The sequence below is a fragment of the Demetria terragena DSM 11295 genome (assembly GCF_000376825.1).
GTDB classification, from domain to species: domain Bacteria; phylum Actinomycetota; class Actinomycetes; order Actinomycetales; family Dermatophilaceae; genus Demetria; species Demetria terragena.
On sequence record NZ_AQXW01000004.1, the window covers coordinates 1,722,347 to 1,746,533 of the forward strand.

Below are 24,187 nucleotides of genomic sequence, written 5' to 3' on the forward strand. Positions count from 1 at the left end.
TGTCAGGGGTCGGTCGTAGGTTCTGCGCATGGGAACTGACCATCACGCGACCGTCCGCCGCCACTGGGAGACCTGCGAGGCTCGCGACTGGGAGGGCCTCGGTGACACCGTGAGTGCCGATGTCGTCTACGAGATGCCACAGACTCGGGAGCGACTACGCGGCCGCGAGGCATACGTCCGGTTCAATCGGGAGTACCCCGGCGACTGGCACCTGAACATCACCCGAGTGGTCGCCGACGCCGAGGGGGCCGTGTCCTGGGCCAACGTCACCGTCGGTGAGGAGCACCTGACCGGGATCGCGTTCTTCACCTTCGACGACGAGGGACGCATCGCCACCGTGCAGGATTTCTGGCCGGAGCCGTACGACCCACCCGCCGGGCGAGCACAGCTCGCCGAGCGCGCCTAAGGGGCGGGCAGTACCGGTCCGATCGAACCGGCCGCACTATTCGGGCAACCGCCCATCGGCCCACGCGTAGGACGTCTGTGTTCCGTGTCGGGTGACCGAGGCCGCGGCGTACTCGTTGCTCGCCCGGATGGCCGACTCGACGTCTCGTGAACCTACCCAGCTCGTGCTGAAGCACCCAATGAACGCGTCCCCGGCTCCGGTTGTGTCGATGGGCCGGACCTGCGTCGCCTCGATCAGCGTCTCGCCATCGGCACGGGCCCACAGCGCTCCACGCTCCCCAAGCGTCACCACGACGTTGCTGATCCCGGCCGCGAGCAAGACCTGCGTCGCCTTCGTGACGTCGTCCAGGCTCGCGACCGGCATCCCGGTCAGCAGCTCCAGCTCGGTCTCGTTCGGGACCAGGAAACTCACGTCCCGAATGCGATCGAGGTCAAGGGCGGGCGAGGCGGGGGCGGGGTTGAGGAGCACCGGGATGTTCAGCTCGTTCCCGAGCGCAACCGCGGCATACACCGTCTCCAAGGGGATCTCCAGCTGGAGAACAATCAGCTCGCAGCGCGCGATGTCTTCCCTCGCCCGTTCGACGTCATCGGGGGTCAGCAGGGCGTTGGCGCCCTTCACGATGATGATCGAGTTGCGGGAGTCGGGGTCCACAAAGATCGGTGCGACACCGGAGGTCGCGTCGGTGCGCAGGACGTGCTTGGTGCTGATGCCGTTGTCTTCAAAGTTCTGCAGCGTGGAGTCGGCGAAGATGTCGTTGCCGACCCGCGAGACCATCACAACCTCGGCGCCGAGTCGCGAGGCCACGACAGCCTGGTTGGCGCCCTTGCCGCCGCATCCCATCCGAAAGTCGGGTGCCTCGATGGTCTCGCCCTCGGCGGGCATCCGGTGGGTGTAGGAGATCAGGTCGACCATGTTCGACCCGATGACAGCAATGGTCATGCGCTCGTCTCTGCTCTCTCCCCGGCAGCGACCAGTCCAGTGGTCACGCCGAAGTGTCTGCTCTCCCCCGCGGGAAGTTCGATCAGTGTCCCCGCCTTGTGGGCCGCGCGGTAGCCCTCCGGCCGGCTCGTGCCAGGAATGACGTATGCCGCTACCTGCTGGTCTGGGTTCGAGAGGATCCAGCGGGTCGCGACAGCGAACTCGGCCGAGTCGAACTCCGTCACGAACTCAAAATCTGAGCTGTTGGACATCGAGAAGCGAAGAGCCGAGCCAAGACCGGGCAGGTCGTCGGCGAAGTAGACGATCTCGGGGTCGAAGACCTCGGCGCCCACGAGGCTGTCCGGGTCGATCTCGCCGTCCCGGATCCGTTCGTTAATCGCCTCCCACTCCGGAGTGGGCGTGACGTGGGCGGGCACGGTGTCACGCAGGCCGAACGCACCCGGAGGCAGGTTCTGGCGCAACGTGGCTCCCGGGAGGAAGCGGGGGTTGAGATGACACATGTATTGCAACGGCATCGGCGCATAGGTCGAAAGGTTGGTGACCTCGAGCTCGATCTCGAAGAGGGCTGATCCAGCACGCATCGTGACGGACGGGGTCGCGAGATAGTGATGCCCAAAGCCCATCACGTACTCGCGCTGCGACCGGACCACCACCTTGTCCTCATCCAGGATCAACTGCGCGGAATCCATAGGAGCGCATGGAAATTCGCCGTGCAGGACGTGGTCGTCCTCGGGCGAGGGGCAACCCGCGGCCAAGAGCCCCGCGTGGAAGGCAAAGCAGCCGTACGTCCCCATGATGTGGTCGGTGTTCTGCGGCTCATCGAACATGCTTGCCATGCGGAGAGACTCGCCATCGAACTCGGCATCCCAGATCATCTGCCCGAGGTAGGGCAGGACTTCGACGTAACCCCGGGAGTTGTGGATGGTCAGGGACGCGACGCCGGTGGAGTAGCGGCGCGCCCGCACTGACCACTCAGAGCCCTCTGAGCTCTCGCACACCACTCGCTCGGCCGAACCGAAGAGATCCTCGGGAAGGTCAAGTGTGAACGCCATCTCAGGCCGCCCCGTGTTCCTGCGCAACACCATCGCGTGCGCTGCGGCGATGCAGGAGCAGGAAGTAGCAAAAGATCGCGGCAAAGCAGAAGAAGTTCACGATGAAACTCACCCGCATCGAGCCGAGCGAGTCGGACACTAGCCCTTGAATTGCCGGGATGACGGCACCACCGATGATTGACATCACGATGATGGCGCCACCGGTCTCGGTGAAGCGCTTGTCTTCGATCATGTCGAGGTTGCGGGCAAAGATCGTGGGCCAGCCTGGCCCAAGCAGCGCAGAAGCGACGACCGCGGCATACACCGCAGTGAAGTTCGGAACCAGCACGATGTAGGTGATCGTCAGCATGCCGAGCACCGAATAGCCCATCAACACCAGGTCTTCGTGAACCTTCGTCATCAGCACGTTGGCGATGAACTTGCCGACAAAGAAGGCGATGAACGCGGCAATGAGGTAGTTCGCCGCACCACGCTCGTTGAGTGAGTCATCCATGTCGAGGGCCAGCCGAATCGTGAACGACCACAACGCCGTCTGCATCCCGACATAGAGGAACTGGGTGACGATGCCCGCACCAAAGATCTTGTTGCGCAGCAGGTAGGCAAGAGTTTCACCAATCGACGCCTCTGCCTCTTTGGCGTCGTCGCGTAGTGGTTTCGCGTGGGGATATTGCGTGATTGCCACGAGGACGATCAGCACGAGCAACAACCCGAGAATGACCTTGTACGGGTCGAGGGTTCGGCCCAGCGCCTCGGAGGTGATGGCGACTCGCTCAGCCTCGGACCCCGCAGCCTCGATGCGTTTGTGCAGCGCGTCGCCGTCGGTGAAGACCAGGAACTTACCGAGCAACGCGCCGCCCAGAAAGCCGAAGGCGGTGAAGGTCTGGGAGATGTTCAGACGCAGGGTCGCCTGCCTGCGCGGCCCGATCATCGAGGAGTACGTGTTGGCGGACGTCTCCAAGAACGACAAACCGATGGCAATGGCAAAGAGCGATCCGAGGAACACCGAGTAGGTTGCGACGTGCGACGCCGGGAAGAACATCAAGCAGCCGAGCATGTAGACGCTCAGTCCGATCAGCAGGCCGAGCTTGTAACTGGTCCGACGGATGACCCGGCTGGCCGGGATAGCCACCACGAAGTAGCCGCCGTAGAACGCTGATTGAACGAATGCCGAGGCGAAGTCCGAGAGGTCGAACACGGCCTTGAACTGCGTGATGAGGATGTCGTTCATCCCCGCGGCAAGTCCCCACATCGGGAAAAGCACTGACAGCAGGATGAATTGGAAGAGCGGCGTCCGATCGAGATAGCCGTCCTTCTGCTGAAGGGATGGATCCTTGATCAGTCCGGGTGAACTGTTCGGCAGCCCACGGTCGAGGTCGGCCGTCTGGGAAGTGCTCATCATCATCTACTTTCTGAACGCGCAAAGCCTGTGGGACGGGGCGCTTGTGGCTCCGCACGTCGGTCGACGACATCGTCACGACCGTCCTCGGCTTGGACAATTCAGTGAAAGGCCCAAAGGGCTGGCCAGACAATGGCTGTGTGGCACATATGTGCCAAGTTGTGTCTCAGATCACTTGCCCTGAGCGAGCGCCGTTGCCGTATCGATGTCGGTCACCAGGTGATTGGCATACCGGCTTCCCAAGGCAGCACGAATGATGGGAATCGTCGCGTGCCCTCCACCCACCAGCACTGTCCGCTTGATCTTGCGCAGATCGGTCAGGGTCGGGCCCAAGGTGCGTTGACTGAGCGAAGGCGCCACGATGCGCCCCTCCGCGTCGATGAATCGCCCGCAAATCTGGCCCACCGACGAGTTCAAGATGCTCGTGCGATCTGGATCGGTCATGAGCGGTGAATCCCAAAGGTCCGACTCCTCCGCCGTCTCCGGACTGAAAATCGCTACGTCACAAGCAGATTGGAGCGCAACGATGCTGCGAGAAATCTGATCCTCCGCTGCTGCGAGGCGTGCGGTGAGGTCTTCATGAAGGATCGGATGAGGATAAAGGTGTACGGGCACAGCGACCTGGCTACTGAACGCCTCGAGGATCGTCTCGACGGCCTCGTATGGGTCGGTGCCATTGAGTTGAACGAACTCGCGCGGCCGCAGGTTGGCCCGCACCGCTGAGCGGGCGAACGAATGCAGCAGGCCCGACCACCAGAATCCGACAACATCGTGCGGCCCGACAAAGGTGCTGAGCATCTCCGCGGCCGCGTCACCAAGCGCCTGGTGATGTCCCATCGGCCTGTTGTTGACTGGCATCACCAGCCGAACTTCGGTGAGGTCGAAGCGGCGGCGTACGGCATCGATCAGATCGGCATCGGACTCGCGCGGATCGACGACCTGCATGCGGACGAATCCACGCTCTCGCGCCGCAGCCACCAACTTGGAGATGTGCGGTCGCGACACGTGCAGCAGGTCGGAGATCTCTTGCTGCGAGAGGCCAGCCGTGTAATAGAGCTTGGCCGCATCCAGGGCTAACTGGTCGCGCGGCGTCAACCCATACCGATCGCTCGCCACCTGCGCCTCCTCGCGTTGACGGTGTAGGCGTACGCCTTCAGCCCCAGACGAGCGCGCGTCCCGGATCCTCCAGCAAGGCCGCCACGTCCGCGAGGAAGCGCGAGCCAAGATCACCGTCGACCAGTCGGTGATCAAACGAGAGTGACAGTTGGGTGACCTGGCGCGGGACGATGACATCTGCACCAGATGCGTCCTGCACCACCCAGGGCATCTTGCGAACCTGCCCAAAGGCCAGGATCGCGGCCTCACCTGTATTGATTATCGGCGTGCCGGTATCGACGCCGAAGACGCCGACATTGGTGATGGTGATCGTGCCGCCGGACATATCCGCTGGCGGCGTCTTGCCCTCACGAGCCGTGCTGACCAACTCACCGAGCGCACTCCCAAGGTCGCCCAGCGACATCTGCTCGGCGTCCTTGATGTTGGGGACGACCAGGCCGCGTGGGGTTGCCGCGGCGATGCCGAGGTTGACGTAGTGCTTGATCACGATCTCCTGGGCGGCTTCATCCCAGGTGGCATTGATCTGCGGATTCCGTTGCACCGCAAGGCACATCGCCTTCGCGAGCACCAGCAGTGGCGTGACCTTGACGTCTCGGAACTCACGGTCATTCTTCAACCGTTCGACCAGATCCATGGTCGCCGTCATGTCGACGGTGACGAACTCGGTGACGTGCGGTGCCGTGAACGCCGACCCGACCATCGCCTGCGCGGTCATCTTGCGCACGCCCTTGATCGGCACGCGCGTCTCCCGCTCGCCGGGTGCCCTCGGCGCCACCGCAGCAGCCGCACTGCCGCTCGCCGCAAACGACTCCACATCAGCACGGGTGATGATCCCGCCCGCGCCCGAGGGCGTCACCTGTGACAGGTCAATACCGTTGTCCTTGGCGAACTTTCGCACCGGCGGCTTGGCGAGGACCTTGCCACCGGGAGACGCGGAGCCGGGATGGGTGGCGGCGGCGCTGGCTGGGTCTGGCGGGGTCTCGACAAGCGGGGTCTCGACAAGCTCGACCGGCGTTGTCGGGGTGGAACGACGGCGACGCCGAGTCGTCCCGCCATCCGAGGGTCCGTAGCCGACCAAGTTAGCGACGCGTTCCTCGCCAGCCTTGTCACTCGACCCCGGCCCGGTCGGCACCGAGTCACCGCCAGCGCCGGGTGCGTGCGCGTGGTCGTCGTCCCGGTGCGATCCGACAACGTCGACCGACACGATGGCTGCGCCGACTTCGACCGTGTCGCCTTCTGAGACAAGCAATTCCAGGATGGTGCCGTCCCACGGGATAGGCAGCTCGACCAGGGACTTCGCGGTCTCAATCTCCACCACGATGTCGTTGGTCTTCACGTGATCGCCGACCTTGACCTTCCAGGACACGATGTCGGCCTCGACCAGGCCCTCGCCCGGGTCGGGGAGTTTAAACAGCTGTGCAGCCATGTGGCTTCTCCTTCGAATCCTTGGTCTCGATACGGCTCGCGGTTTCGACAAGCTCAACCGGCGGACCTGCTCGACCATCGTGGTGTCAGTAGGCAAGCGAGCGGTCGACGGCGTCAAGCACGCGGTCGAGATTGGGCAGGAACTCCTGCTCATAGCGACTGGGCGGGTAGGGAATGTTGTAGCCGCCGACGCGCAGCACCGGCGCCTCCAGGTGGTAGAAGCACTGCTGCTGGACCTGAGCCGCGAGCTCACCACCCATACCGAGGAAGGTGCTGGCCTCATGCACCACCACTACCCGGCCAGTCTTCTTCGCCGAAGCGACAATGGTGTCGACATCTAGCGGTGACAGGGTGCGAAGGTCGACAACCTCGAGCGACTTTCCCTCCTGCTCAGCGGCATTCGCTGCTTGCAGGCAGGTCTTCACCATGGGGCCGTAGCACAGCAACGTCAGGTCCGTGCCCTCACGGACGACGGCGGCATCGTGCAATCCCAGTGTCGGACCTGCCGATTCGTCGATATCGACTTCGCCGCGCTCGTGGTAGCGCCGCTTGGGCTCGAACAGGATGACCGGGTCATCACACGAAATGGCTTGCTGAATCATCCAGTAGGCGTCCGCCGGATTCGCGCACGTCACTACCCGAAGGCCAGCCGTATGGGCGAAGTAGGCCTCGTTGGACTCACTGTGATGCTCGACCGCTCCGATGCCACCACCGCAAGGAATACGAATGACCATCGGCAACTTCAGATGCCCCAGCGACCGCGAGTGCATCTTGGCGACCTGGCTGACGATCTGGTCGAACGCTGGATAAACAAACCCGTCGAACTGGATCTCGACCACGGGCCGGTAGCCGCGCAGCGCGAGCCCGACGGCCGTACCAACGATGCCCGACTCGGCGAGCGGGGTGTCGATGACCCGGTCCTCACCGAAGTCTTTCTGCAAGCCCTCGGTGATGCGGAAAACGCCACCGAGCTTGCCGACGTCCTCGCCCATGAGGACGACCTTGGGGTCCTGCTCCATAGCCCGCCGCAGGCCCGCATTGAGGCCCTTGGCGAGGGTAATTTTCTGCGAAGCCATCAGTGAGCGCCCTCCGCCTCGAAGGATTCATGGAAGGCGACGAACTCGGCCTTCTCGGCCGCGACGAGCGAATGGGGCTCGGCGTACACATCGTCAAACATGTGAGGAAGCGGCGGGTCCGGCATTTCTTGGCAGGCCTTCCGGATACGCGCGGCGAGTTCATCTGCTTCCTCGTCAATGGCGGTGAAGAAGTCGGGGTCAGCGTGGTCCTTGGACTCCATGAACCCACGCATGCGCTTGATCGGGTCCTTCTCCTTCCAGACGTCGACCTCGGCCGCGACGCGGTACTTCGTCGGGTCATCAGAGGTCGTATGCGCGCCCAGCCGATATGTGAAGGCCTCGATCAGGGTGGGGCCCTGGCCCGAACGCGCAGCATCCAAAGCGGCCGTGCTCGTGGCATAGACCGCCAACACGTCGTTGCCATCGACGCGTACGCCGGGGAAGCCGAACCCGCGCGCACGCTGATAGGGCGGGATGCGGAACTGCTTGTGGTTGGGCTCAGAAATCGCCCACTGGTTGTTCTGGACGAAGAACACCACCGGTGCGTTCGCGACGCTGGCAAAAACCAACGCCTCGTTGTAGTCGCCCTGGGCTGTCCCACCATCGCCGGTAAACGCCATCACGGCAGCATCACGATCAGGATCCTGCGTGCCGACAGCTCCATCGCGCTGGATGCCCATCGCGTAACCCGTCGCGTTGAGCATCTGGTTGCCGATGACAATCGTGTAGAGGTGGAAGTTATTGGCGTTGGAGTCCCACCCGCCATGGTTGACGCCTCGGAACATCCCGAACACATTCTCGGGTGGCACACCACGGCACCAACCCACGCCATGCTCGCGGTAACCGGGGAAGGCGTAATCCTGAGGCCGCAGCGCACGCCCCGCGCCAACCTGTGCGGCTTCCTGACCGAGGAGCGACGGCCACAACCCCAACTCGCCTTGGCGCTGCAACGCGTGCCCTTCGGCATCAATACGGCGCACGAGCACCAGATCGCGGTACATCGACTGAGCGTCCTCGGGGGTCATCGCCTCGACGATGGCGGCGTAGGGCTCGTTCGCTTCGGTGATCCCGATGCGCTGGCCGTCGCCATCGACGAACTGGACCATGTCGGGTCCGCCGTCCGTGATGTCGCGAGTAGCCGGCGGCGGCACCGTCGTCTCATGGTGGCGGATGGGCTCGGATGCCGTGGAACCGGCTGAATCCGGGCGCTCGGGCGCGCTCATGCTCGTCTCCTTCGCTCCAGCGACGGGGTGGTGTCGCGGAATGATTCGGGCACGACGCCAGACGCGGTAGCGGGGCGCCGCGAAGCGGTCCGCCACCTCATTGTGGCGTCGATCACAGACTGCTCACCCGCAGGTTACTCGGCGTGCTCCCGTCGGAACGCCGCGGCCACCTCTATCAGCCGATCATTCGCCTCGGTCTCCCCGATCGTGCATCGCGCGCCTTCGCCCGCAAAAGGACGCACGACCAAACCTGCCTCCTGACAGGCCTGGGCGAAGTCGACGGTCGCCTCACCGAGCGGCATCCATACGAAGTTGGCGTCAGTCTGTGGCACCGCCCAGCCTTGATCGCGTAGGGCCGACACGACGCGCGTACGTTCTTGCTTCAGGGACTCCACCCGCTCGGCCAACTCACCGAACGCGTCCAAGCTGGCGATACCGGCCTGTTGCGCCACGTGACTGACCCCGAACGGCACCGCAGCCTTGCGCAGCGCGGTGGCGACGGGTTCGTGCGCGACGGCATAGCCCACGCGCAGCCCCGCCAGGCCGTACGCCTTGGAGAAGGTACGCAGCACCACCACGTTGGGATGGTCGCGCCAGATCGCCAGTGCCTCCGGGGCGTCCGGGTCTTCGACAAACTCCAGGTAGGCCTCGTCGATGACGACGACGATGTTGTTCGGCACCGCGGCAAGGAACTCCTCGAGTTCGGCTCGGTGCACGCTGGGACCGGTCGGGTTGTTGGGCGTACACACCACGACCAACCGGGTGCGGTCCGTGATGGCCGACGCCATCGCCGGCAGATCGTGCCGAGCATCCTCCGTCAGCGGCACCTGGACCGAGACCGCGCCTGCGAGGCCCACCACGATGGGATATGCCTCGAACGAGCGCCAGGCATAGACGACCTCATCGCCCGGATCGCAGGTGATCTGCACCAACTGGCCCAGGACCCCGACGCTGCCGGTGCCGGTCGCGATGTGATCTGGTTCGACCTTGAGCTCATCGGCGAGCCGTTCGGTCAGCGCGCCGACAGCCATGTCCGGGTAGCGGTTCATCTGACCTGCGGCCTCGCGGACCGCATCCAGCACGGAGGGCAGCGGCGGGTACGGATTCTCGTTGCTGCTGATCTTGTAGGTCGTCACGTCAGTACGGTCCGCGGCCGGCTTCCCCGGTTTGTACGCCGGGAGCGCATCGAGGGTGGATCGCAACTGGACGCCATTGGCCAGCGTGGTCTCTTCACTCATGCCCTCAGGGTAGGCGCGCTCCCACCGACAACCACCCCCACCGCCGGTCGAGCCCCACCGCCAGTCGAGCCCCACCGCCGGTCGAGCTTGTCGAGACCACGCACCAGGCCTCGACACGGCCTCGGCTAACGCCTCGACCGGCTCGACCAGCGTTAGGAGCCTCGACTCACACCCAACGCCGGTCGAGCAGGCGGGAACGAAGTGACCGCCGTGTCGAGACCACCCCAACGCCGGTCGAGCTTGTCGAGACCACCCACCAGGCCTCGACACGGCCTCGGCTAACGCCTCGACCGGCTCGACCAGCGTTAGGAGCCTCGACTCACACCCAATGCCGGTCGAGCAGGCGGGAACGAAGTGACCGCCGTGTCGAGACCACCCACCCCAACGCCGGTCGAGCTTGTCGAGACCACGCCGTGTCGAGACCACCCACCCCAACGCCGGTCGAGCTTGTCGAGACCACCCACCAGGCCTCGACACGGCCTCGGCTAACGCCTCGACCGGCTCGACCGGCGTTAGGGGCCCCGACCGGCTCGACCAGCGTGAGGCGCCTCGACCGGCTCGACCGGCGTGAGCGGCCACCAGTGCGACACTGGCGGTATGAATGTCTTCATCAGGATTGCCATCAACGCCGTTGCGCTTTGGGTCGCGGCGGCAGTCGTCCCGGGTATCACTTTGGTCCAGGATTCCGCCGAGACCTCTTCTAAGATCCTGACGATCGCCCTCGTGGCGGCCATCTTCGGCATCATCAATGTGGTCGTACGCCCGATCGCTATGTTCCTATCGCTGCCTGCCCTAATCCTGACGCTCGGTCTCTTCACCCTCGTGGTGAACGCCGCGATGCTGGAGTTGACGTCGTGGATCTCCGGAAAGTTGGACCTGTCCTTCCACGTGGATGAGTTCTTCTGGAGTGCGATCCTGGGCGGCTTGATCATCAGCCTGGTGAGTTGGGCGCTCAACATCGTCGCGCCGGACGATCGCGATCGGCGCGTGTCTGGTCGCCAAGGACCGTCTGGGTCGGCGCGCTCGCGCGAAAACTACGACTACCGCTGAGCCCAGTCAGGCAGTTCGGCGTTCTCCAGGTAGGTCGCGCCCTTGCGTGATGTCAGTTGGTCCAGCGCGTGCTCGATGAGTCGTGCGGTATACGGCGCGCATCGCTCTCGGATGGTGTCTCGGTCAGCCCAGTGGAGGCCTTTGATCTCTCGTCGCTCAAGCACTGCTTCGGCGACCCGATCGGCGAGTAACCCGTCCGCGCTGGCGACGTCGAAAAGGTAGAGCAACGCGTCGTCCCAGCCGCGCCAGGGCGGAAGCCACGTCACGGTGATCAGGCCCTGCACGACGGCGTCGACCTGCAATTCCTCCGCCATTTCGCGCACGACCGCGACGGCCGGAGACTCCTTCGGGTCCACGACACCGCCGGGCAGGTCCCACTGACGCTTGTAGACCAACTCCGCGAGCAACACCTCGCCGCGCGCATTGCGTACGAGACCTTGGGCAATGGTGCGGGTGCGCGGCAGCCCGGCATTGAGCGTGGCGCGGAACATCTCACCGCTGCCAATCAGGGGGTCATCGGCGAGCCGTGCCACCAAAATGTGGTCGCGTCGCTCGCCATCGGTACCTCGGGCATAGCCGCGCGCAAGCCCTTCGCGGCGCATGCCGACGCGAGACGCGAGCCGCAACGCGGCTCGGTCTTGCGCGTCGACGTATGCCTCGATCCGGGCGAAGCCGCCATCGCCCAGTGCGTGCTCAACCGCCGTGCGGGCCGCGTCGAGTGCGAGCCCCTTTCCGCGATGCGCGGGCTCCACCTCGCACCAGATCGATGCCGTATCGGGACGGTCAGCACGCGCCTCGACGCGGACGTACCCGACCTCCAAGCCGTTCGCCTCGATCTTCACCCGGTCAACGCTATCCCTGCCCGACCGAAGAGTGCCGCCGCCTGGCGGGCTGTAGGCGTCCCCGCGTCGAGGTCAGCACCAGCAGCGACCAAGGCCGCTACGACCGCGTCCTCTCCCTTGAAGAGCGCTCCAGCGACCGGCGTCTGATCGCGGCTATTGCGCAGGTCTGGGTTGGCGCCCCGATCCAAGAGCGCACTGACCGTCCCGACATGGCCGTGGTACGCCGACAGCATGAGCAGTGAGTTGCCATCGGCGTCTTGGCTGTCGACCGGCAGCCCGTGGTCGCAGAACTCCAGCAGCTGCTCAGTCTCACCCTGCCGCGCGAGATCCATGGCGATCTCGAGTACGCGGCCAGCCTGCTCTTGAGTCAGCTCAAACACGGTTTCATATGCCTGGTCAGGACTGGTTGGCCTCGATGGCCTGTCGCACACCCTCACCGTAAGCCGGGTCGGCCTGGGTGCAGTTGGCGATGTGCCGTTCGATCGTCTGCTGCGAGGCGCCATCGATGGCCCGGGCGGTGTTCTCAAAGAGCCGCTGCTGCTGCTCGGCGTCCATGAGACGGAACAGGTCGCCCGGCTGTTCGAAGTAGTTGTCGTCCTCTTCGCGGAACTCGAACCGATCGGCTGTGGCCCCAATCGCCAGCGGGGGCTCGCGCCGATCTTTTTGGTCACCGAAGTGGCCATAGGAGTTCGGCACGATCGAGGGCACCGCGCCCTGGTTTCCATCCACACGCATCTGGCCATCGCGGTGATAGCTGTTGGTCTGCGGCGCGGCCTTCGCGGCATTCACCGGGATCTGGTGGTGGTTGACACCCAGACGGTAGCGCTGCGCATCGCCGTAGGAGAACAAGCGACCCTGAAGCATCCGGTCGGGTGAGAAGCCAATGCCCGGAACGACATTCGCCGGGCTGAAGGCCGCCTGCTCCACATCGGCGAAGTAGTTGTCGGGGTTGCGGTTGAGCTCCCACTCACCGACTTCGATCAGCGGGTAATCCTTCTTGGACCAGACCTTGGTCAGGTCGAAGGGGTGGAAACGATAGTTCTCGGCGTCGGCCTCCGGCATGACCTGAACGCACAGCTTCCACTTCGGGTAGTCGCCGTTTTCGATCGAGTCGAACAGGTCGACTTGATGCGACTCACGATCGGCGCCGATGACCTTCTCGGACTCAGCATCGGTGAGGTACTCCAGGCCCTGCTGGCACACGTGGTGGAACTTCACCCAGTAGCGCTCACCGGCGTCGTTGTAGAAGGAGTACGTGTGCGAGCCGAAGCCGTGCATGTGGCGGTAAGACTTCGGGATGCCGCGGTCACCCATGAGGTAGGTGACCTGGTGCAGCGCCTCAGGCAGGTTGGTCCAGAAGTCCCAGTTGTTCTCGGCATTGCGCAGGTTGGTGCGCGGATCACGCTTCACGGCGTGGTTGAGGTCGGGGAACAGCAGCGGGTCACGCATGAAGAAGACCGGCGTGTTGTTGCCCACGAGGTCCCAGTTGCCGTCCTCGGTGTAGTACTTCACCGAGAAGCCTCGGATGTCACGCTCGGCATCGGCCGCGCCACGCTCACCCGCAACCGTGGAGAACCGGACGAACATTTCGGTCTGCTTGCCGACCTCGGAGAACACCTTGGCGTTGGTGTACTTGGAGATGTCGTTCGTCACGGTGAAGGTGCCGAACGCGCCGGAGCCTTTGGCGTGCATACGGCGCTCGGGGATGACCTCGCGGTCGAAGTGGGCGAGCTTTTCCAGGAACCAGACGTCCTGAAGCAGCAGCGGACCGCGCGGGCCAGCGGTCACGCTGTTCTGGTTGTCGATCACCGGGGCGCCGGCAACGGTCGTCGCGGGGGCTGTGTTGTCCGGGTTGTCTACAGGCACATCTGCTCCTTGGCTACTTCGGTGACGAGGATGCGACCGAGGCGGCTGCGGCGCACCATGCTGAACTCGTCACGTGGTTGCAATGTCCACAATTCTAGTCATCGTTTCTGGAGTCATTCAAGGTTAGGTTGCCCTGACCAACAGCCCGAGAGCCTCCCGGGGACCGCGAACTTTGGGCCGTACGCTCGGCTCATGCCGCACAGCATTCGCCTCCCCGGAATGATCCTGACCGACCACACCATCGAGGTCCCGGTCGACCACTCCGATCCGAGTGGCGCGACGCTCACCGTCTTTGCCCGCGAGGTGTCTGCGCCGGGCGGTGCCGACAAGCCTTACCTGTTGTTCCTGCAAGGCGGTCCCGGCGGCGAGGGCCCGCGCCCTGCGGTCCCACTCGGCGGCTGGCACGCTCGCGCCCTCGAGGACTTCCGGCTCTTACTCCTCGACCAGCGGGGTACGGGCCTGTCCACTCCGGTGGGGAGTTTGCCGGGGATGACCCCCCAAGAGCAGGCCGATTACCTCGTGCACTTCCGGGCTGACTCGATCGTCCGCGACGCCGAACTGCTGCGGGAGCATCTGGGCGTGGAGCAGTGGAGCCTGCTGGGCCAGTCCTTCGGTGGATTCTGTTCTCTTCATTACCTATCCGCGTTCCCAGGATCGCTGCGAGAAGTCTTCTTCACCGGTGGCGTACCGCCCGTGGGCTTGCCCGTCGACGAGGTCTACCGCGCCACCTACGCCCGCATGCAGGAACTGACCGAGGGCCATTACCAGCGCTTCCCTGGCGACCGCGACCGCATGCGACAGATTGCTGCCGAGTGCGAGCGCGGCGCGATCACATTGCCGAACGGCGTCCCCCTGACGACGCATCGCTTGCAGACACTCGGATCCGGACTGGGCATGACCGGCGGTAGCGAGGCCTTGCACTTCTTGCTGGAGCGCGACCCGGCGTCACCACGCTTTGTGTCCGATGTCTATGACGCCGTCCCGTTCGGTGGCTCCATGCCGATTTACACCGTGCTGCACGAGGCGTGCTATGCCGACGGCGGCGCGACCCGATGGTCATGCGACCGCGTACGCCCTAGCGAATACGACTCTGATGTCGCACTTTTCACCGCCGAGCACCCCTTCCCTTGGCACTTGAATGAGACGCCTGAGCTGAGCCCGTTGGCGGATGCCGCCCACTTGCTGGCCGAGCATGAGTGGCCTCGGCTCTATGACGAGGACGCCCTGCGGCGAGCCGAGGTGCCGTGCGCCGCGGCGATCTACTACGACGATCCGTTCGTGCTGCGGGAGCACTCCATGGCGACCGCCGAGTTGCTGCCACAGATGCGCCCGTGGATCAGCAATGAGTGGCTGCATAACGGCATCCGTGCCGGCGGGCCCGATGTACTCGACCGGTTGATCAGGATGACCCGCGGCGAGATCTAAGCGTCAGGGAGCAGGGTCTCGCCCAGCGTCGCCATCGAGTCGACCTGCACGGTGGGTTTGGCCGCGCGCAATGCCTCCGGCGTGCCAGCACCCCAGGTCACCGCAACGGTCTGCAAGCCAGCGGCTTGGCCGGCCAAGACGTCAACTGCCGCATCGCCGACGTAAACCGACTCATCTTCCAGGGCGCCAATTGCCTTACACGCCAGACGAATTGGCTCTGGATCGGGCTTATGTGCCGACGTATCCTCAAGCGTCACCGTCGGGTCAATCAAGCTGTCCAGTCCAGTCAAGGCCAACGCACGTTGCGCCTGGCCCCGACGTTTCGAGGTCGCAACACCCACGCGTACGCCTGCCGCCGCCAACGCGGTCAACAACTCACCGGCGCCAGCGAACGGGCGGATCATCTCCTCGGTATGCGCGTTGTTCCACTCGAGATAGGTCGCGTACATCTGATCGGCGAGGTCCGGATCGACCTCCCGAAAGGCCCTGATCAAGGGCTGTCCGATCCAGTTCTTGATCCGCGCCTCGTCTTCCGTTCGCCCCAAATGCGTTTGGAAGGTGTGCTGGTAGGACGCCACGATGAGCGGCACCGTGTCGACGAGCGTGCCGTCAAGGTCGAAGATGACTGTGGGCCAGCGCGGGGAATCGGTCACTAGGCAAGGCTACGAAAGTCGAGCACTGAGGTCAGTGGCCGCCTCTCGCATCCGATTCCAGTGACTCAGGCGAAGCCTTGCGGCTGGTCCCGTGCAGGTAGATGCCGATGCCAACGATGGCCGCCGCCAGACCCACCGACAGCCACAGCTGCAGTCGCTGCCCCTCCAGCACGGCCATGAGCACGAGCGTCACCGCAATGAAGGCAATCGCGGCGATCGTGAGGTAGGGGAAGGCCCACATGCGGACGAGCGGCTTGGCCCCTTCGGCGTCCAGCAGCGCGCGCATCCGCAATTGGGACAACGCGATCACCAGGTAGACGAACAGCGCGATCGCGCCGGAGGTCGCCAACAGGTAGCCGAACATCTCTTCGCCGAAGACGTAGTTGCCAATCACCCCGACAAAGCCAAACGCGGTGCTTGCCAGAATCGCCCAGGTCGGTACGCCACGCGCGGCGACGGTGGACCAGGACCGGGGAGCGTCGCCTCGCTTGGAAAGGGAGAACGCCATCCGGCTAGCGGTGTAGAGCGCGGAGTTCAGACAGGATGCGACCGCGGTCAGGATGACCAGGTCCAGGACCCAGTTGAGGCTGCCAAGCCCCAGGACATCGAGCGTGGCCTGATAGGAGCCAGCGTCACCGAGGTTGGGCGAGTTCCAGGCCACCAGCGAAACGACGACAAAGATAGAACCCAGGTAGAACAAGGAGATTCGCCAGATGACCGAGTTCACGGCGCGGCGGATCCCACCGGCCGGGTCGCCCGACTCGGCTGCTGCGATGGTCACGATCTCGGTGCCCATGAAAGTGAACATCGTGGTGAGCATGGCGGCCAGGATCCCTTGGAATCCACCGGGCGCGAAGCCTTCGGTCCACAGGTGCGAGATCCCTGAGACATCCGAATTGGGAAGCAGGCCAAAGATCCCCAGCAGTCCGACCGCGATGAACGCCACAATCGCGACCACCTTGACCAGAGCAAACCAGAACTCGAACTCGCCATAGTTTCCGACGGAGAGCAGGTTGGTACCCATCAGCAGCAGCGTGATGATGAGCGCAAAAATCCACTGATCAATGCCCGTCCAGTTGGACAGGATGGCCGCACCCGCAATCGCCTCAACCGGGATCACCACGACCCAGAACCACCAGTAGAGCCAGCCGATAGAGAAGCCCGCCCAACGGCCGAGCGCCCGGTCGGCATAGGTCGAGAACGACCCACTGTCGGGGTGGGCCGTTGCCATTTCGCCGAGCATGCGCATCACGAGCACGACCAACGTGCCGGCGAGGGTGTAGGAGATCAGCACGGACGGGCCAGCGAGTTTGATGGCCTCCGCCGAGCCGACAAATAGTCCGGCGCCGATCACGCCGGCGATCGAAAGCATGGTGATGTGACGGGACTTGAGCCCCGCTTGGAGTTGTTGGTCGCTACCACTCATGGGGTGTCGCTCCTGATGCTCAGTGGTTGGAACCGTCCGAGTCTGTCGCCCACCCCGCCAGAACGATCCGTCATTCTGTCCGATCTTGTCCGACTTGCTGTCAGATCGTCGGGCGACGTCTCGTGCCAGGTCGTATCACGCAGCCGCTGGCAGGGACGGTGATTGGTGCCGGGTATGCAAAGGCCCGGCTTTAACCACCTCGCCATCGCGTGCCTGGCAACATGACCATCATGGGCGGAGAAGCGATCGACAGAGGCCACGTACTGAGCATGTGGGAGGCCGACCGAGCCTCCCGCGACTTGGGGATCGAGTTGCTCGACGTCGAGTTACGCGACGGTCTTGGCTATGCGCTCACGCGCATGACCATCTCCCCGGCCATGGTCAACGGTCACGGCATCGCACACGGAGGGTACGTCTTCATCCTCGCTGACTCGACATTCGCGCTGGCATGCAACGCGGGCGGCATGACGACGGTCGCCTCGGGGGCGGATATTTCGTTCGTCTCTTCCACGCGACTCGACGATGTACTGATCGCCGAAGGTATCGAGCGAGCGACCTACGGCCGCAATGGCATCACTGATGTCACGGTGACCCGCGAATCCGACCGCGCACTGGTCGCGGAGTTCCGGGGGCGGTCTCGACAGGCTCGACCAGCGAGCGCGGCTCGACCAGCGAGTGCGGCTCGACCAGCGAGTGCGGCTCGACCAGCGAGCGCGGCTCGACCAGCGAGTGCGGCTCGACCAGCGAGTGCGGCTCGACCAGCGAGTGCGGCTCGACAAATTCGACCAGCAAAGGACGCCTGACATGACGACCCTTCCCGCGATCGCCGACGGCACCCACCTTTTCGATGATGCCGAGCGTTGGTCGCTCGATGAGTTGCGCGCCCGACAACTGGAACGCCTCCGCACGACCCTGCAGCGCGCGTACGACAACGTCCCGCACTATCGAAAGGCCTTTGACGACAAGGGTTTCCATCCCCAAGACCTCTCATCGCTCGAAGACCTTCGCCACGCGCCCATGACCGAGAAGACTGATCTGCGGGACAACTACCCGTTTGGGCTATTCGCCGTGCCGCGCGATCAGGTCGTGCGACTCCACGCCTCCAGCGGGACCACCGGAAAACCCACGGTGGTCGGCTACACCCGCGAGGACATCGACACGTGGGCCAGCCTGGTCGCGCGGTCGCTGCGTTGCGCGGGCGTACGACCAGGGGACGTCGTCCATGTCGCCTACGGCTACGGACTGTTCACAGGTGGACTTGGCGCGCACTACGGCGCCGAACGGCTCGGCTGCACCGTCGTACCGATGAGTGGCGGGCAGACGGCCAAGCAAATTCAACTGATCCACGACTTCGAGGCTCGCGCCATCATGGTGACGCCGTCGTACTTCCTCTCCATGCTGGATGAGATGCAGGCGCACGGCGTTGACCCGGCCCCGTCCCCCTTGCAGATCGGCGTCTTCGGCGCCGAGCCGTGGACTCCCGCGATGCGCGAGGAGATCGAGCGCCGCGGTGCCATGCACGCGACCGACATCTATGGGCTGTCGGAGCTGATGGGGCCAGGCGTGGCGCAGGAGGCAGTCGAGACCAAAGACGGCCTGCACATCTGGGAGGACCATTTCTATCCAGAGATCATCGACCCGATCACCGGCGACCCGGTGCCCGATGGCGAGGTTGGAGAGTTGGTCTTCACCTCGCTGACCAAGCAAGCCATGCCGATCGTGCGCTATCGCACTCGCGATCTCACCCGACTCCTTCCAGGCACCGCGCGCCCGGCGATGCGACGTATGGAGAAGGTCACTGGTCGCACCGACGACCTCATGATTGTGCGCGGCGTGAACGTCTTTCCTACGCAGATCGAGGAGCTAGTGCTGGCCCTTCCCGGGCTGACTCCCTACTTCCAATGTGTCCTCACGCGGCCGGACCGCATGGACGCGTTGACGGTTCGTGTAGAGGCCGAACCGGCGCTTTCGGCGGATGAACGGACTGCCTTGGCCGCTAGGCTGGCCGAGCAAATCAAGACTCGGATTGGGACCTCGGCAACCGTAGAGATCCTCGGCGAAGGCGGGATCGAGCGGTCAGTGGGTAAAGCTCGACGCATTGTCGACGAGCGATAGTTCAGGGAACCGCGCCGCCAGCGCCAACGTCGGACGCATAGATCTTCGGCCACCGCACACGGCCGTCACGCTTCGGAAGGACCTAGTCATGGCTACTCGCCACTCCCGTACGGCGACTCTCGCCGCCCTCACCCTCGTGGCCGGCGTCGCCGTGTCAGGTTGCCAAGACACTGGCAGCCCCACCGTGGCACCGACCTCCTCGCCGGCACAAAAACCCATCGCCGACCTCACGAAATACGCCAAGCAATCGGTGACTTGGTCAGAGGAAACCTGCCCTGAGTCCATGCGCTCTATCACCCTGATCTCGGATGAGACCACGTGCGCCAAGGTGACTGCGCCGAAGGACTACACCGACCATGGCAAGGGCGACATCAGCCTGATGGTCGCGCGGACCAAGGGCAAAGACGCCAACTCGCGAGTGCTGTTCACCAACCCCGGCGGGCCCGGCGGCCCCGCAGCCCGGTTCTCCGCCGCTGTCGCCAAACTGTCGCCTCTGTCGGCCACCCACGACGTGATCGGCATCGATCCGCGCGGGACGGGCGACTCCACGTCGGTGAGCTGCGAACCGGCCAAGGTCGACTACGACGACCCCCGAACGCTAGGCCCAGCACAGATCCGGCAGATCCAGACCGCCACCAAGAAGTCCGTCCAGGCCTGCGCGAAGAAGCACGGCGACCTGCTGCCGCACATCACCTCCGATAACACCGCACGTGACCACGACCTGGTGCGCCAGATCCTGGGCAAGGACACCGTCGACTATTACGGGGTTTCGGGCGGCACCTGGCTCGGCGCGCGGTATGCCACCCTCTTCCCCAAGCGGGTCGGACGCTTCGTCCTCGACAGCAATACCGACTTCTCAGCGGAGTGGTCCAAGACCTTCTTCAACCAGCCGATGGCCTTTCAGCGACGTTGGGACTCCCAGTTCTTGCCCTGGGCCGCCCGGCATAACGACCGCTATTCCCTGGGCGCCACACCGCAGGCCGTCGACCAGACCTACGAGAAAATCCGTAAGGCGGCTGGTGACGGCCGGCTCGGCGAGTTCACTCCCGTGATCATCGACAGCATCCTCGCGAGTGCGCTCTACTCCGACAGCGGCTTCACCTCCTCCGCCAGCTTGCTCGTCCTGCTCAACCGGGCGGCCGACGGTGACAAGGCCGCGTTGTCCAGCGCCGAGCGCGGTGCCGGATCCGGCGGTGGCGGATATGAGGACTACCGCGAGCGCACGACCTTCACTGCCATCACCTGCAATGACACACCGTGGAGCAAGCAGGCCTCGACCTATGCCGCGAACGCGCTGAGCCAGGGCAAAAAGTACCCGCTCACGGGCTATAACGGGCTGACCAACGAGTGCGCCTTCTGGCCGTACGAGGCGCCGCAGACCAAGGTCGACCTCTCGAAGGCACCGCCGATGATGATGGTGCAGACCGAACTCGACCCGGCGACCTCCTACGAGAACGCGATTGCCGCGCACAAGGCTTCTCCCTCGACGCGGATGCTCGTCGTGGACAACCAGGGCGATCATGGCGCCGTGGTGGGCAGCAAGAACGCGTGTGTGACAACCGCCGCCTACGACTTCCTCATCAAAGGTGACTTGATCGGCGACGACGGTGTTTGCCCGTCCATCCCGCTGCCGAACGACCGCACTGCCTATGAGGTCGGCGAGAAGCAGGACGGCGAGAAGTTGCCGACCACGGATGGCTACGCACGTCAGCAGCCCAACTTGGCCCAGCAGGTCATCGACCTTCTGCTCAAGATCATCGCTGAGGCAACGCGGCCACGGAACTAGGCCGATCAGCCACCAGGCTTGAGGGCGCTGAGCTCGTCAAGGAAGTCATCGACCTCGTCGAAGACGTACCCCTGGTGGAAGCCGGAGGTGTCGAACTTGGAGCTGGCGATGTCGGGCAGCGGATTGTGGTGCGCCATCGCGACGATCACTCGATCGAGAAAGTCGTCCACATCGGCACAGACGTAACCGCCACGTCGGATCGTGAAGGTGCGGTCGCGTACCCAATCGACCTGGGACTGGGTCCAGTTCCAGGACGGGGCAGCCCGTCGGTTCGTCTCCGGTGGTGCTGGCGCGTCCCAATCGGCACGCCAGCGTTGGAGCCGATCGATGAGGCGCTTCACGTCAGCTCGGGCGTATCCCTGGCCAAATCGGTTGGTGGGTAAGGCAAAACTGGTCGGGTCAGGGATTTGGCGGCCTGCACGCATACACGCTGAGGTGTTACTGATGAGGAGGTCTACTGCGGCGTGATCATGGCCGCCACGCTCGGACCGCAGCGACATCGCGTTCAAATCGCTGAGGTGTTGAGGTGTCCACTGCATGAGTCCAGGATGCCAGCAAGGCATCTGGCGCTTCCGCGGACGGGTCTAGAGTGAACGCCATGCGCGTTCTGGTCTCTGGGGGAGCCGGCTATATCGGCCCACATACCGTCCTTGCCCTCCTTGCAGCGGGCCACGAAGCCGTCATCGTCGATGACCTGAGCAACAGCAAGGCGAGCGTGCTCAACCGGCTGGAGTCCCTGTCGGGACAGCACATCCCTATGCACTCGATCGACCTGACGGACCGGGATAAGACCGACCAGATTTTCGCTGAGACCGCGTTTGATGCGGTGATCCATTTCGCGGGGTTCAAGGCTGTCGGCGAGAGCGTCGAAAAACCGCTGGAGTACTACGAGAACAACCTCGACTCCACGCTGTCGATCGTGCGGGCGATGCGGCGCCATGACGTCACCAAGTTGGTGTTCTCCTCGTCCGCCACGGTGTACGGCCCCCGCGCCCCGTTGCCGTACTCCGAGGAGTGGTGGCCCCTGGAGGCAACCAACCCTTATGGCTGGACCAAGGTCATGAACGAGCAGGTCCTGCGCGACGTCGCTCCCACGATCCCGGGCCTGAAAGTGGCCCTACTGCGCTACTTCAATCCGATTGGCTCCCACCCGTCTGGGCAGATCGGCGAGGACCCGAATGGCATACCGAACAACCTGCTGCCCTTCATCGCCCAGGTCGCCGTGGGCCGCCGCGAGAAATTGATGATCTTCGGTGACGACTACGACACCCCCGACGGGACCTGCCTACGTGACTACATCCACGTGGAAGACCTCGCCCTCGGTCACCTCGCGGCGCTGGAGCACCTCGACTCCATGAAAGAACCTGTGCGTGCGTTCAATCTTGGTACAGGGCAAGGGGTTTCGGTGTTTGAGGTGCTCCGTGCCTTCGAGAAAGCCGTGGGGCGCGCGCTGCCCTACGAGGTTGCGCCACGCCGCGCAGGAGATCTGGCCGAGAGCTATGCCGACCCCACGCGGGCCGAGCAGGAACTCGGCTGGAAGGCGACCAAGTCCATCGACGACATGTGCGCCGATGCGTGGCGTTGGCAGCGGGAAAACCCCATGGGATATCCCGCTGGGTGATGCCCAGGCGGGTGCGCCGTCGAACGTCAGGGGTAGACGAGGGAGAAGCGTTCCAGAACCACTGGCATGTCCTCGCTGAACGGGCGGCCGTGCCCGGCGTGCTCCGTAAAGAACTGTTGGTGTATTTCGCGCCAGGAGGCAAGGGTGCGGTCGTCCTCGCCCTCAAGATAGGCATGCTCCTCATCGACCTGATCGAAGGCGACGGTGTCGACCTTGGTGGTCTTGATCAGCGCATATGGCACACCAGCGCTATCGAGGATGATGCTCAAGTCGCCAGGCGCAGGAAGCGCCTCATCTGCGATCTCGTAGTCCCACAGCGCTGAGGCCGTCGCGGTCTTAGTCCCGTCGAGGACGAGTTGCAGCAATGAATCGGCCTGCCCGGACGTCGCACCGAAGGCCCATGCCTCAGGGGGAACCGTGTCGGCGGCCGTCACGCCGAGATAGCCAGGCGCTGGATTGGCCTTGGCCTTAATCCTGGCCCGCTCCCAGAACTGTGCGACCGGATCTGGCAACTCGGATGGGCTCATGACGCCAACCCTCCCATGGCTGCACGGGTCACGCGACCGTGAGAAACACTCGCTCCCATGCTTAGATAAGGCTTACCTATCTGAGAGGATCGTCCATGCCCTGGAATGACTTCGTGCTGAGCCTCACTGAGACCTCGCGCGTCGCCAAGAACTTGCGGCGCTTGGAGTTCGAGGTCGTCCCCGACAGTGGGCACGGCTACGACCCCATCGATCCGGGCGACGAAGCCATCGCGTTCTACTTCTCTGCGGACGAACACCCCCTGGACACCCGACCCGCGGCGGAAGAAAGTTCCGGAATCGCATGGGAGCTCACCGAACCGGAGAGATGCACCGGAAGTCGGAATTTCACGATTCGCCAGTACGATCCGATCACCCGGCGCATGCTCATCGACGTCGCGGAACACGACCACGGCCCCGCGATTGACTGGTTTCGCGCGGCGCAGCCAGGGTGGCGCACCCTCGCCGCTGGCCCACGGTCGTGGCACTCACCACCAGCCGACGCCAGTCGGCACATTCTGGCTGGCGACCTGGCCTCCCTCCCTGCAATAGCCCGCATCATGGAAAACACCGATCCGGACATTCACGTCACCGTCGTCGCTGAGGTGCTGGATGACAGCGAGATCGATTACCTGCCGCGTCGCGATCGCGCCGAGATTGTCCCGCTGCTGGGCTCCGGAAACGGTGTAACTCGGAGTCGACTGGCAGCGGCCTTAGGCGAGGTCGATCTTCCGGCCGATGCCTATCTGTGGCTCGCCGGCGAGGCAGCAGACACGCGCGCCGGGAAGAAGCACGTACGCAGCCTGGGCTGGCCGCGCAACCGCGCCAACGTGGTGGGCTACTGGCGCTTCAACTCCGAGGAGTGGGAGAAGAAGTTTGCCGAGCGTGGAAGCGACCAGCTCATCGCGGTCTACCAGGACGCCGTGAAGTCAGGGATGTCTGAAGAGGACGCTGCTGAGGTCTACGACGCCGCCTTGGAGAAGGCCGGACTGTAGCTTCGGCGACGCC

23 protein-coding genes are annotated in these 24,187 nt (G+C 64.2%); 8 read left to right on the plus strand and 15 right to left on the minus strand.

The window, feature by feature from the left end; translation table 11 throughout:
* Positions 1-28 precede the first annotated feature (28 nt).
* The gene (locus F562_RS0112585) at positions 29-406 is read left to right on the plus strand and encodes a nuclear transport factor 2 family protein (protein WP_018157323.1); all 378 of its coding nucleotides are present in this window, start codon (positions 29-31) and stop codon (positions 404-406) included.
* Between the two features lie 36 nt (positions 407-442).
* Here F562_RS0112585 and rbsK read toward each other — a convergent pair whose 3' ends face one another.
* The 8 genes from rbsK to hisC form a co-directional block, all read right to left on the minus strand.
* A complete protein-coding gene (rbsK, locus tag F562_RS0112590; protein ID WP_018157324.1) occupies positions 443-1,345 on the minus strand; it encodes a ribokinase in 903 nt (300 codons plus the stop codon).
* Positions 1,342-2,397: an aldose 1-epimerase family protein gene (locus F562_RS0112595; RefSeq protein WP_018157325.1), complete on the minus strand. Its 1,056-nt coding sequence runs from the start codon at positions 2,395-2,397 to the stop codon at positions 1,342-1,344. Before F562_RS0112595 ends, rbsK begins: the two co-directional genes overlap by 4 nt.
* 1 nt (position 2,398) lies before the next feature.
* Entirely contained in the window at positions 2,399-3,793 is a 1,395-nt protein-coding gene (gene fucP / locus F562_RS0112600; RefSeq protein WP_018157326.1) for an L-fucose:H+ symporter permease, read from the minus strand.
* A gap of 171 nt (positions 3,794-3,964) precedes the next feature.
* Entirely contained in the window at positions 3,965-4,909 is a 945-nt protein-coding gene (locus F562_RS0112605; RefSeq protein ID WP_018157327.1) for a sugar-binding transcriptional regulator, read from the minus strand.
* Positions 4,910-4,946: 37 nt separating this feature from the next.
* Positions 4,947-6,335, minus strand: a complete 1,389-nt coding sequence (locus F562_RS0112610; RefSeq protein WP_018157328.1) for a dihydrolipoamide acetyltransferase family protein — start codon at positions 6,333-6,335, stop codon at positions 4,947-4,949.
* A gap of 85 nt (positions 6,336-6,420) precedes the next feature.
* The gene (locus F562_RS0112615; protein WP_018157329.1) at positions 6,421-7,410 is read right to left on the minus strand and encodes an alpha-ketoacid dehydrogenase subunit beta; all 990 of its coding nucleotides are present in this window, start codon (positions 7,408-7,410) and stop codon (positions 6,421-6,423) included.
* Positions 7,410-8,633, minus strand: coding sequence for a pyruvate dehydrogenase (acetyl-transferring) E1 component subunit alpha (gene pdhA / locus F562_RS0112620; RefSeq protein WP_018157330.1), 1,224 nt, complete (start codon positions 8,631-8,633; stop codon positions 7,410-7,412). Before pdhA ends, F562_RS0112615 begins: the two co-directional genes overlap by 1 nt.
* Before the next feature lie 134 nt (positions 8,634-8,767).
* Positions 8,768-9,871, minus strand: a complete 1,104-nt coding sequence (gene hisC / locus F562_RS0112625) for a histidinol-phosphate transaminase (protein WP_018157331.1) — start codon at positions 9,869-9,871, stop codon at positions 8,768-8,770.
* A gap of 597 nt (positions 9,872-10,468) precedes the next feature.
* Here hisC and F562_RS0112630 point away from each other — a divergent pair.
* Positions 10,469-10,921, plus strand: a complete 453-nt coding sequence (locus F562_RS0112630) for a phage holin family protein (RefSeq protein ID WP_018157332.1) — start codon at positions 10,469-10,471, stop codon at positions 10,919-10,921.
* On the opposite strand, the gene F562_RS20275 is transcribed toward F562_RS0112630, so the two are convergent.
* From F562_RS20275 to F562_RS0112645, 3 genes are read right to left on the minus strand one after another with little or no spacing between them, the layout of a single operon-like run.
* On the minus strand, positions 10,912-11,763 hold the full coding sequence (locus F562_RS20275) for an NUDIX hydrolase (protein WP_018157333.1): 852 nt from the start codon (positions 11,761-11,763) through the stop codon (positions 10,912-10,914). The genes F562_RS0112630 and F562_RS20275 overlap by 10 nt on opposite strands.
* A complete protein-coding gene (locus F562_RS0112640; RefSeq protein ID WP_018157334.1) occupies positions 11,760-12,143 on the minus strand; it encodes an ankyrin repeat domain-containing protein in 384 nt (127 codons plus the stop codon). The genes F562_RS20275 and F562_RS0112640 overlap by 4 nt, the downstream gene beginning before the upstream one ends.
* Before the next feature lie 16 nt (positions 12,144-12,159).
* On the minus strand, positions 12,160-13,629 hold the full coding sequence (locus F562_RS0112645; protein ID WP_018157335.1) for a catalase: 1,470 nt from the start codon (positions 13,627-13,629) through the stop codon (positions 12,160-12,162).
* Between the two features lie 192 nt (positions 13,630-13,821).
* On the opposite strand from F562_RS0112645, the gene F562_RS0112655 reads away from it, so the two are divergent.
* Positions 13,822-15,054, plus strand: coding sequence for an alpha/beta fold hydrolase (locus tag F562_RS0112655; protein WP_018157337.1), 1,233 nt, complete (start codon positions 13,822-13,824; stop codon positions 15,052-15,054).
* Here F562_RS0112655 and F562_RS0112660 read toward each other — a convergent pair.
* Entirely contained in the window at positions 15,051-15,707 is a 657-nt protein-coding gene (locus F562_RS0112660) for an HAD family hydrolase (protein ID WP_018157338.1), read from the minus strand. The genes F562_RS0112655 and F562_RS0112660 overlap by 4 nt on opposite strands.
* A gap of 31 nt (positions 15,708-15,738) precedes the next feature.
* Positions 15,739-17,133, minus strand: a complete 1,395-nt coding sequence (locus tag F562_RS0112665) for an amino acid permease (protein WP_018157339.1) — start codon at positions 17,131-17,133, stop codon at positions 15,739-15,741.
* Between the two features lie 230 nt (positions 17,134-17,363).
* Here F562_RS0112665 and F562_RS20625 point away from each other — a divergent pair, with 230 nt between their 5' ends.
* The 3 genes from F562_RS20625 (at position 17,364) to F562_RS0112680 (ending at position 21,034) form a co-directional block, all read left to right on the plus strand.
* The gene (locus tag F562_RS20625; RefSeq protein WP_018157340.1) at positions 17,364-17,936 is read left to right on the plus strand and encodes a hotdog fold thioesterase; all 573 of its coding nucleotides are present in this window, start codon (positions 17,364-17,366) and stop codon (positions 17,934-17,936) included.
* Position 17,937: 1 nt separating this feature from the next.
* On the plus strand, positions 17,938-19,248 hold the full coding sequence (gene paaK, locus F562_RS0112675) for a phenylacetate--CoA ligase PaaK (RefSeq protein ID WP_018157341.1): 1,311 nt from the start codon (positions 17,938-17,940) through the stop codon (positions 19,246-19,248).
* Between the two features lie 88 nt (positions 19,249-19,336).
* Positions 19,337-21,034 (plus strand): alpha/beta hydrolase, encoded by a 1,698-nt coding sequence (locus tag F562_RS0112680; RefSeq protein ID WP_018157342.1) that lies wholly within the window; start codon positions 19,337-19,339, stop codon positions 21,032-21,034.
* A 5-nt stretch (positions 21,035-21,039) separates the two neighbouring features.
* Here F562_RS0112680 and F562_RS0112685 read toward each other — a convergent pair whose 3' ends face one another.
* On the minus strand, positions 21,040-21,573 hold the full coding sequence (locus tag F562_RS0112685; RefSeq protein ID WP_018157343.1) for a DivIVA domain-containing protein: 534 nt from the start codon (positions 21,571-21,573) through the stop codon (positions 21,040-21,042).
* Between the two features lie 59 nt (positions 21,574-21,632).
* On the opposite strand from F562_RS0112685, the gene galE reads away from it, so the two are divergent.
* Positions 21,633-22,655: a UDP-glucose 4-epimerase GalE gene (gene galE, locus F562_RS0112690; RefSeq protein ID WP_026181251.1), complete on the plus strand. Its 1,023-nt coding sequence runs from the start codon at positions 21,633-21,635 to the stop codon at positions 22,653-22,655.
* A 26-nt stretch (positions 22,656-22,681) separates the two neighbouring features.
* Here the strand turns inward: galE and F562_RS0112695 are convergent, their stop codons facing one another.
* Entirely contained in the window at positions 22,682-23,182 is a 501-nt protein-coding gene (locus F562_RS0112695; RefSeq protein WP_018157345.1) for an ASCH domain-containing protein, read from the minus strand.
* Positions 23,183-23,277: 95 nt separating this feature from the next.
* Between F562_RS0112695 and F562_RS0112700 the strand changes: the two genes are divergently transcribed.
* Positions 23,278-24,174 carry a siderophore-interacting protein gene (locus F562_RS0112700; protein ID WP_018157346.1) on the plus strand — a complete coding sequence of 299 codons (897 nt, stop codon included), beginning with the start codon at positions 23,278-23,280 and terminating at the stop codon, positions 24,172-24,174.
* The last annotated feature ends 13 nt before the right edge of the window (positions 24,175-24,187 follow it).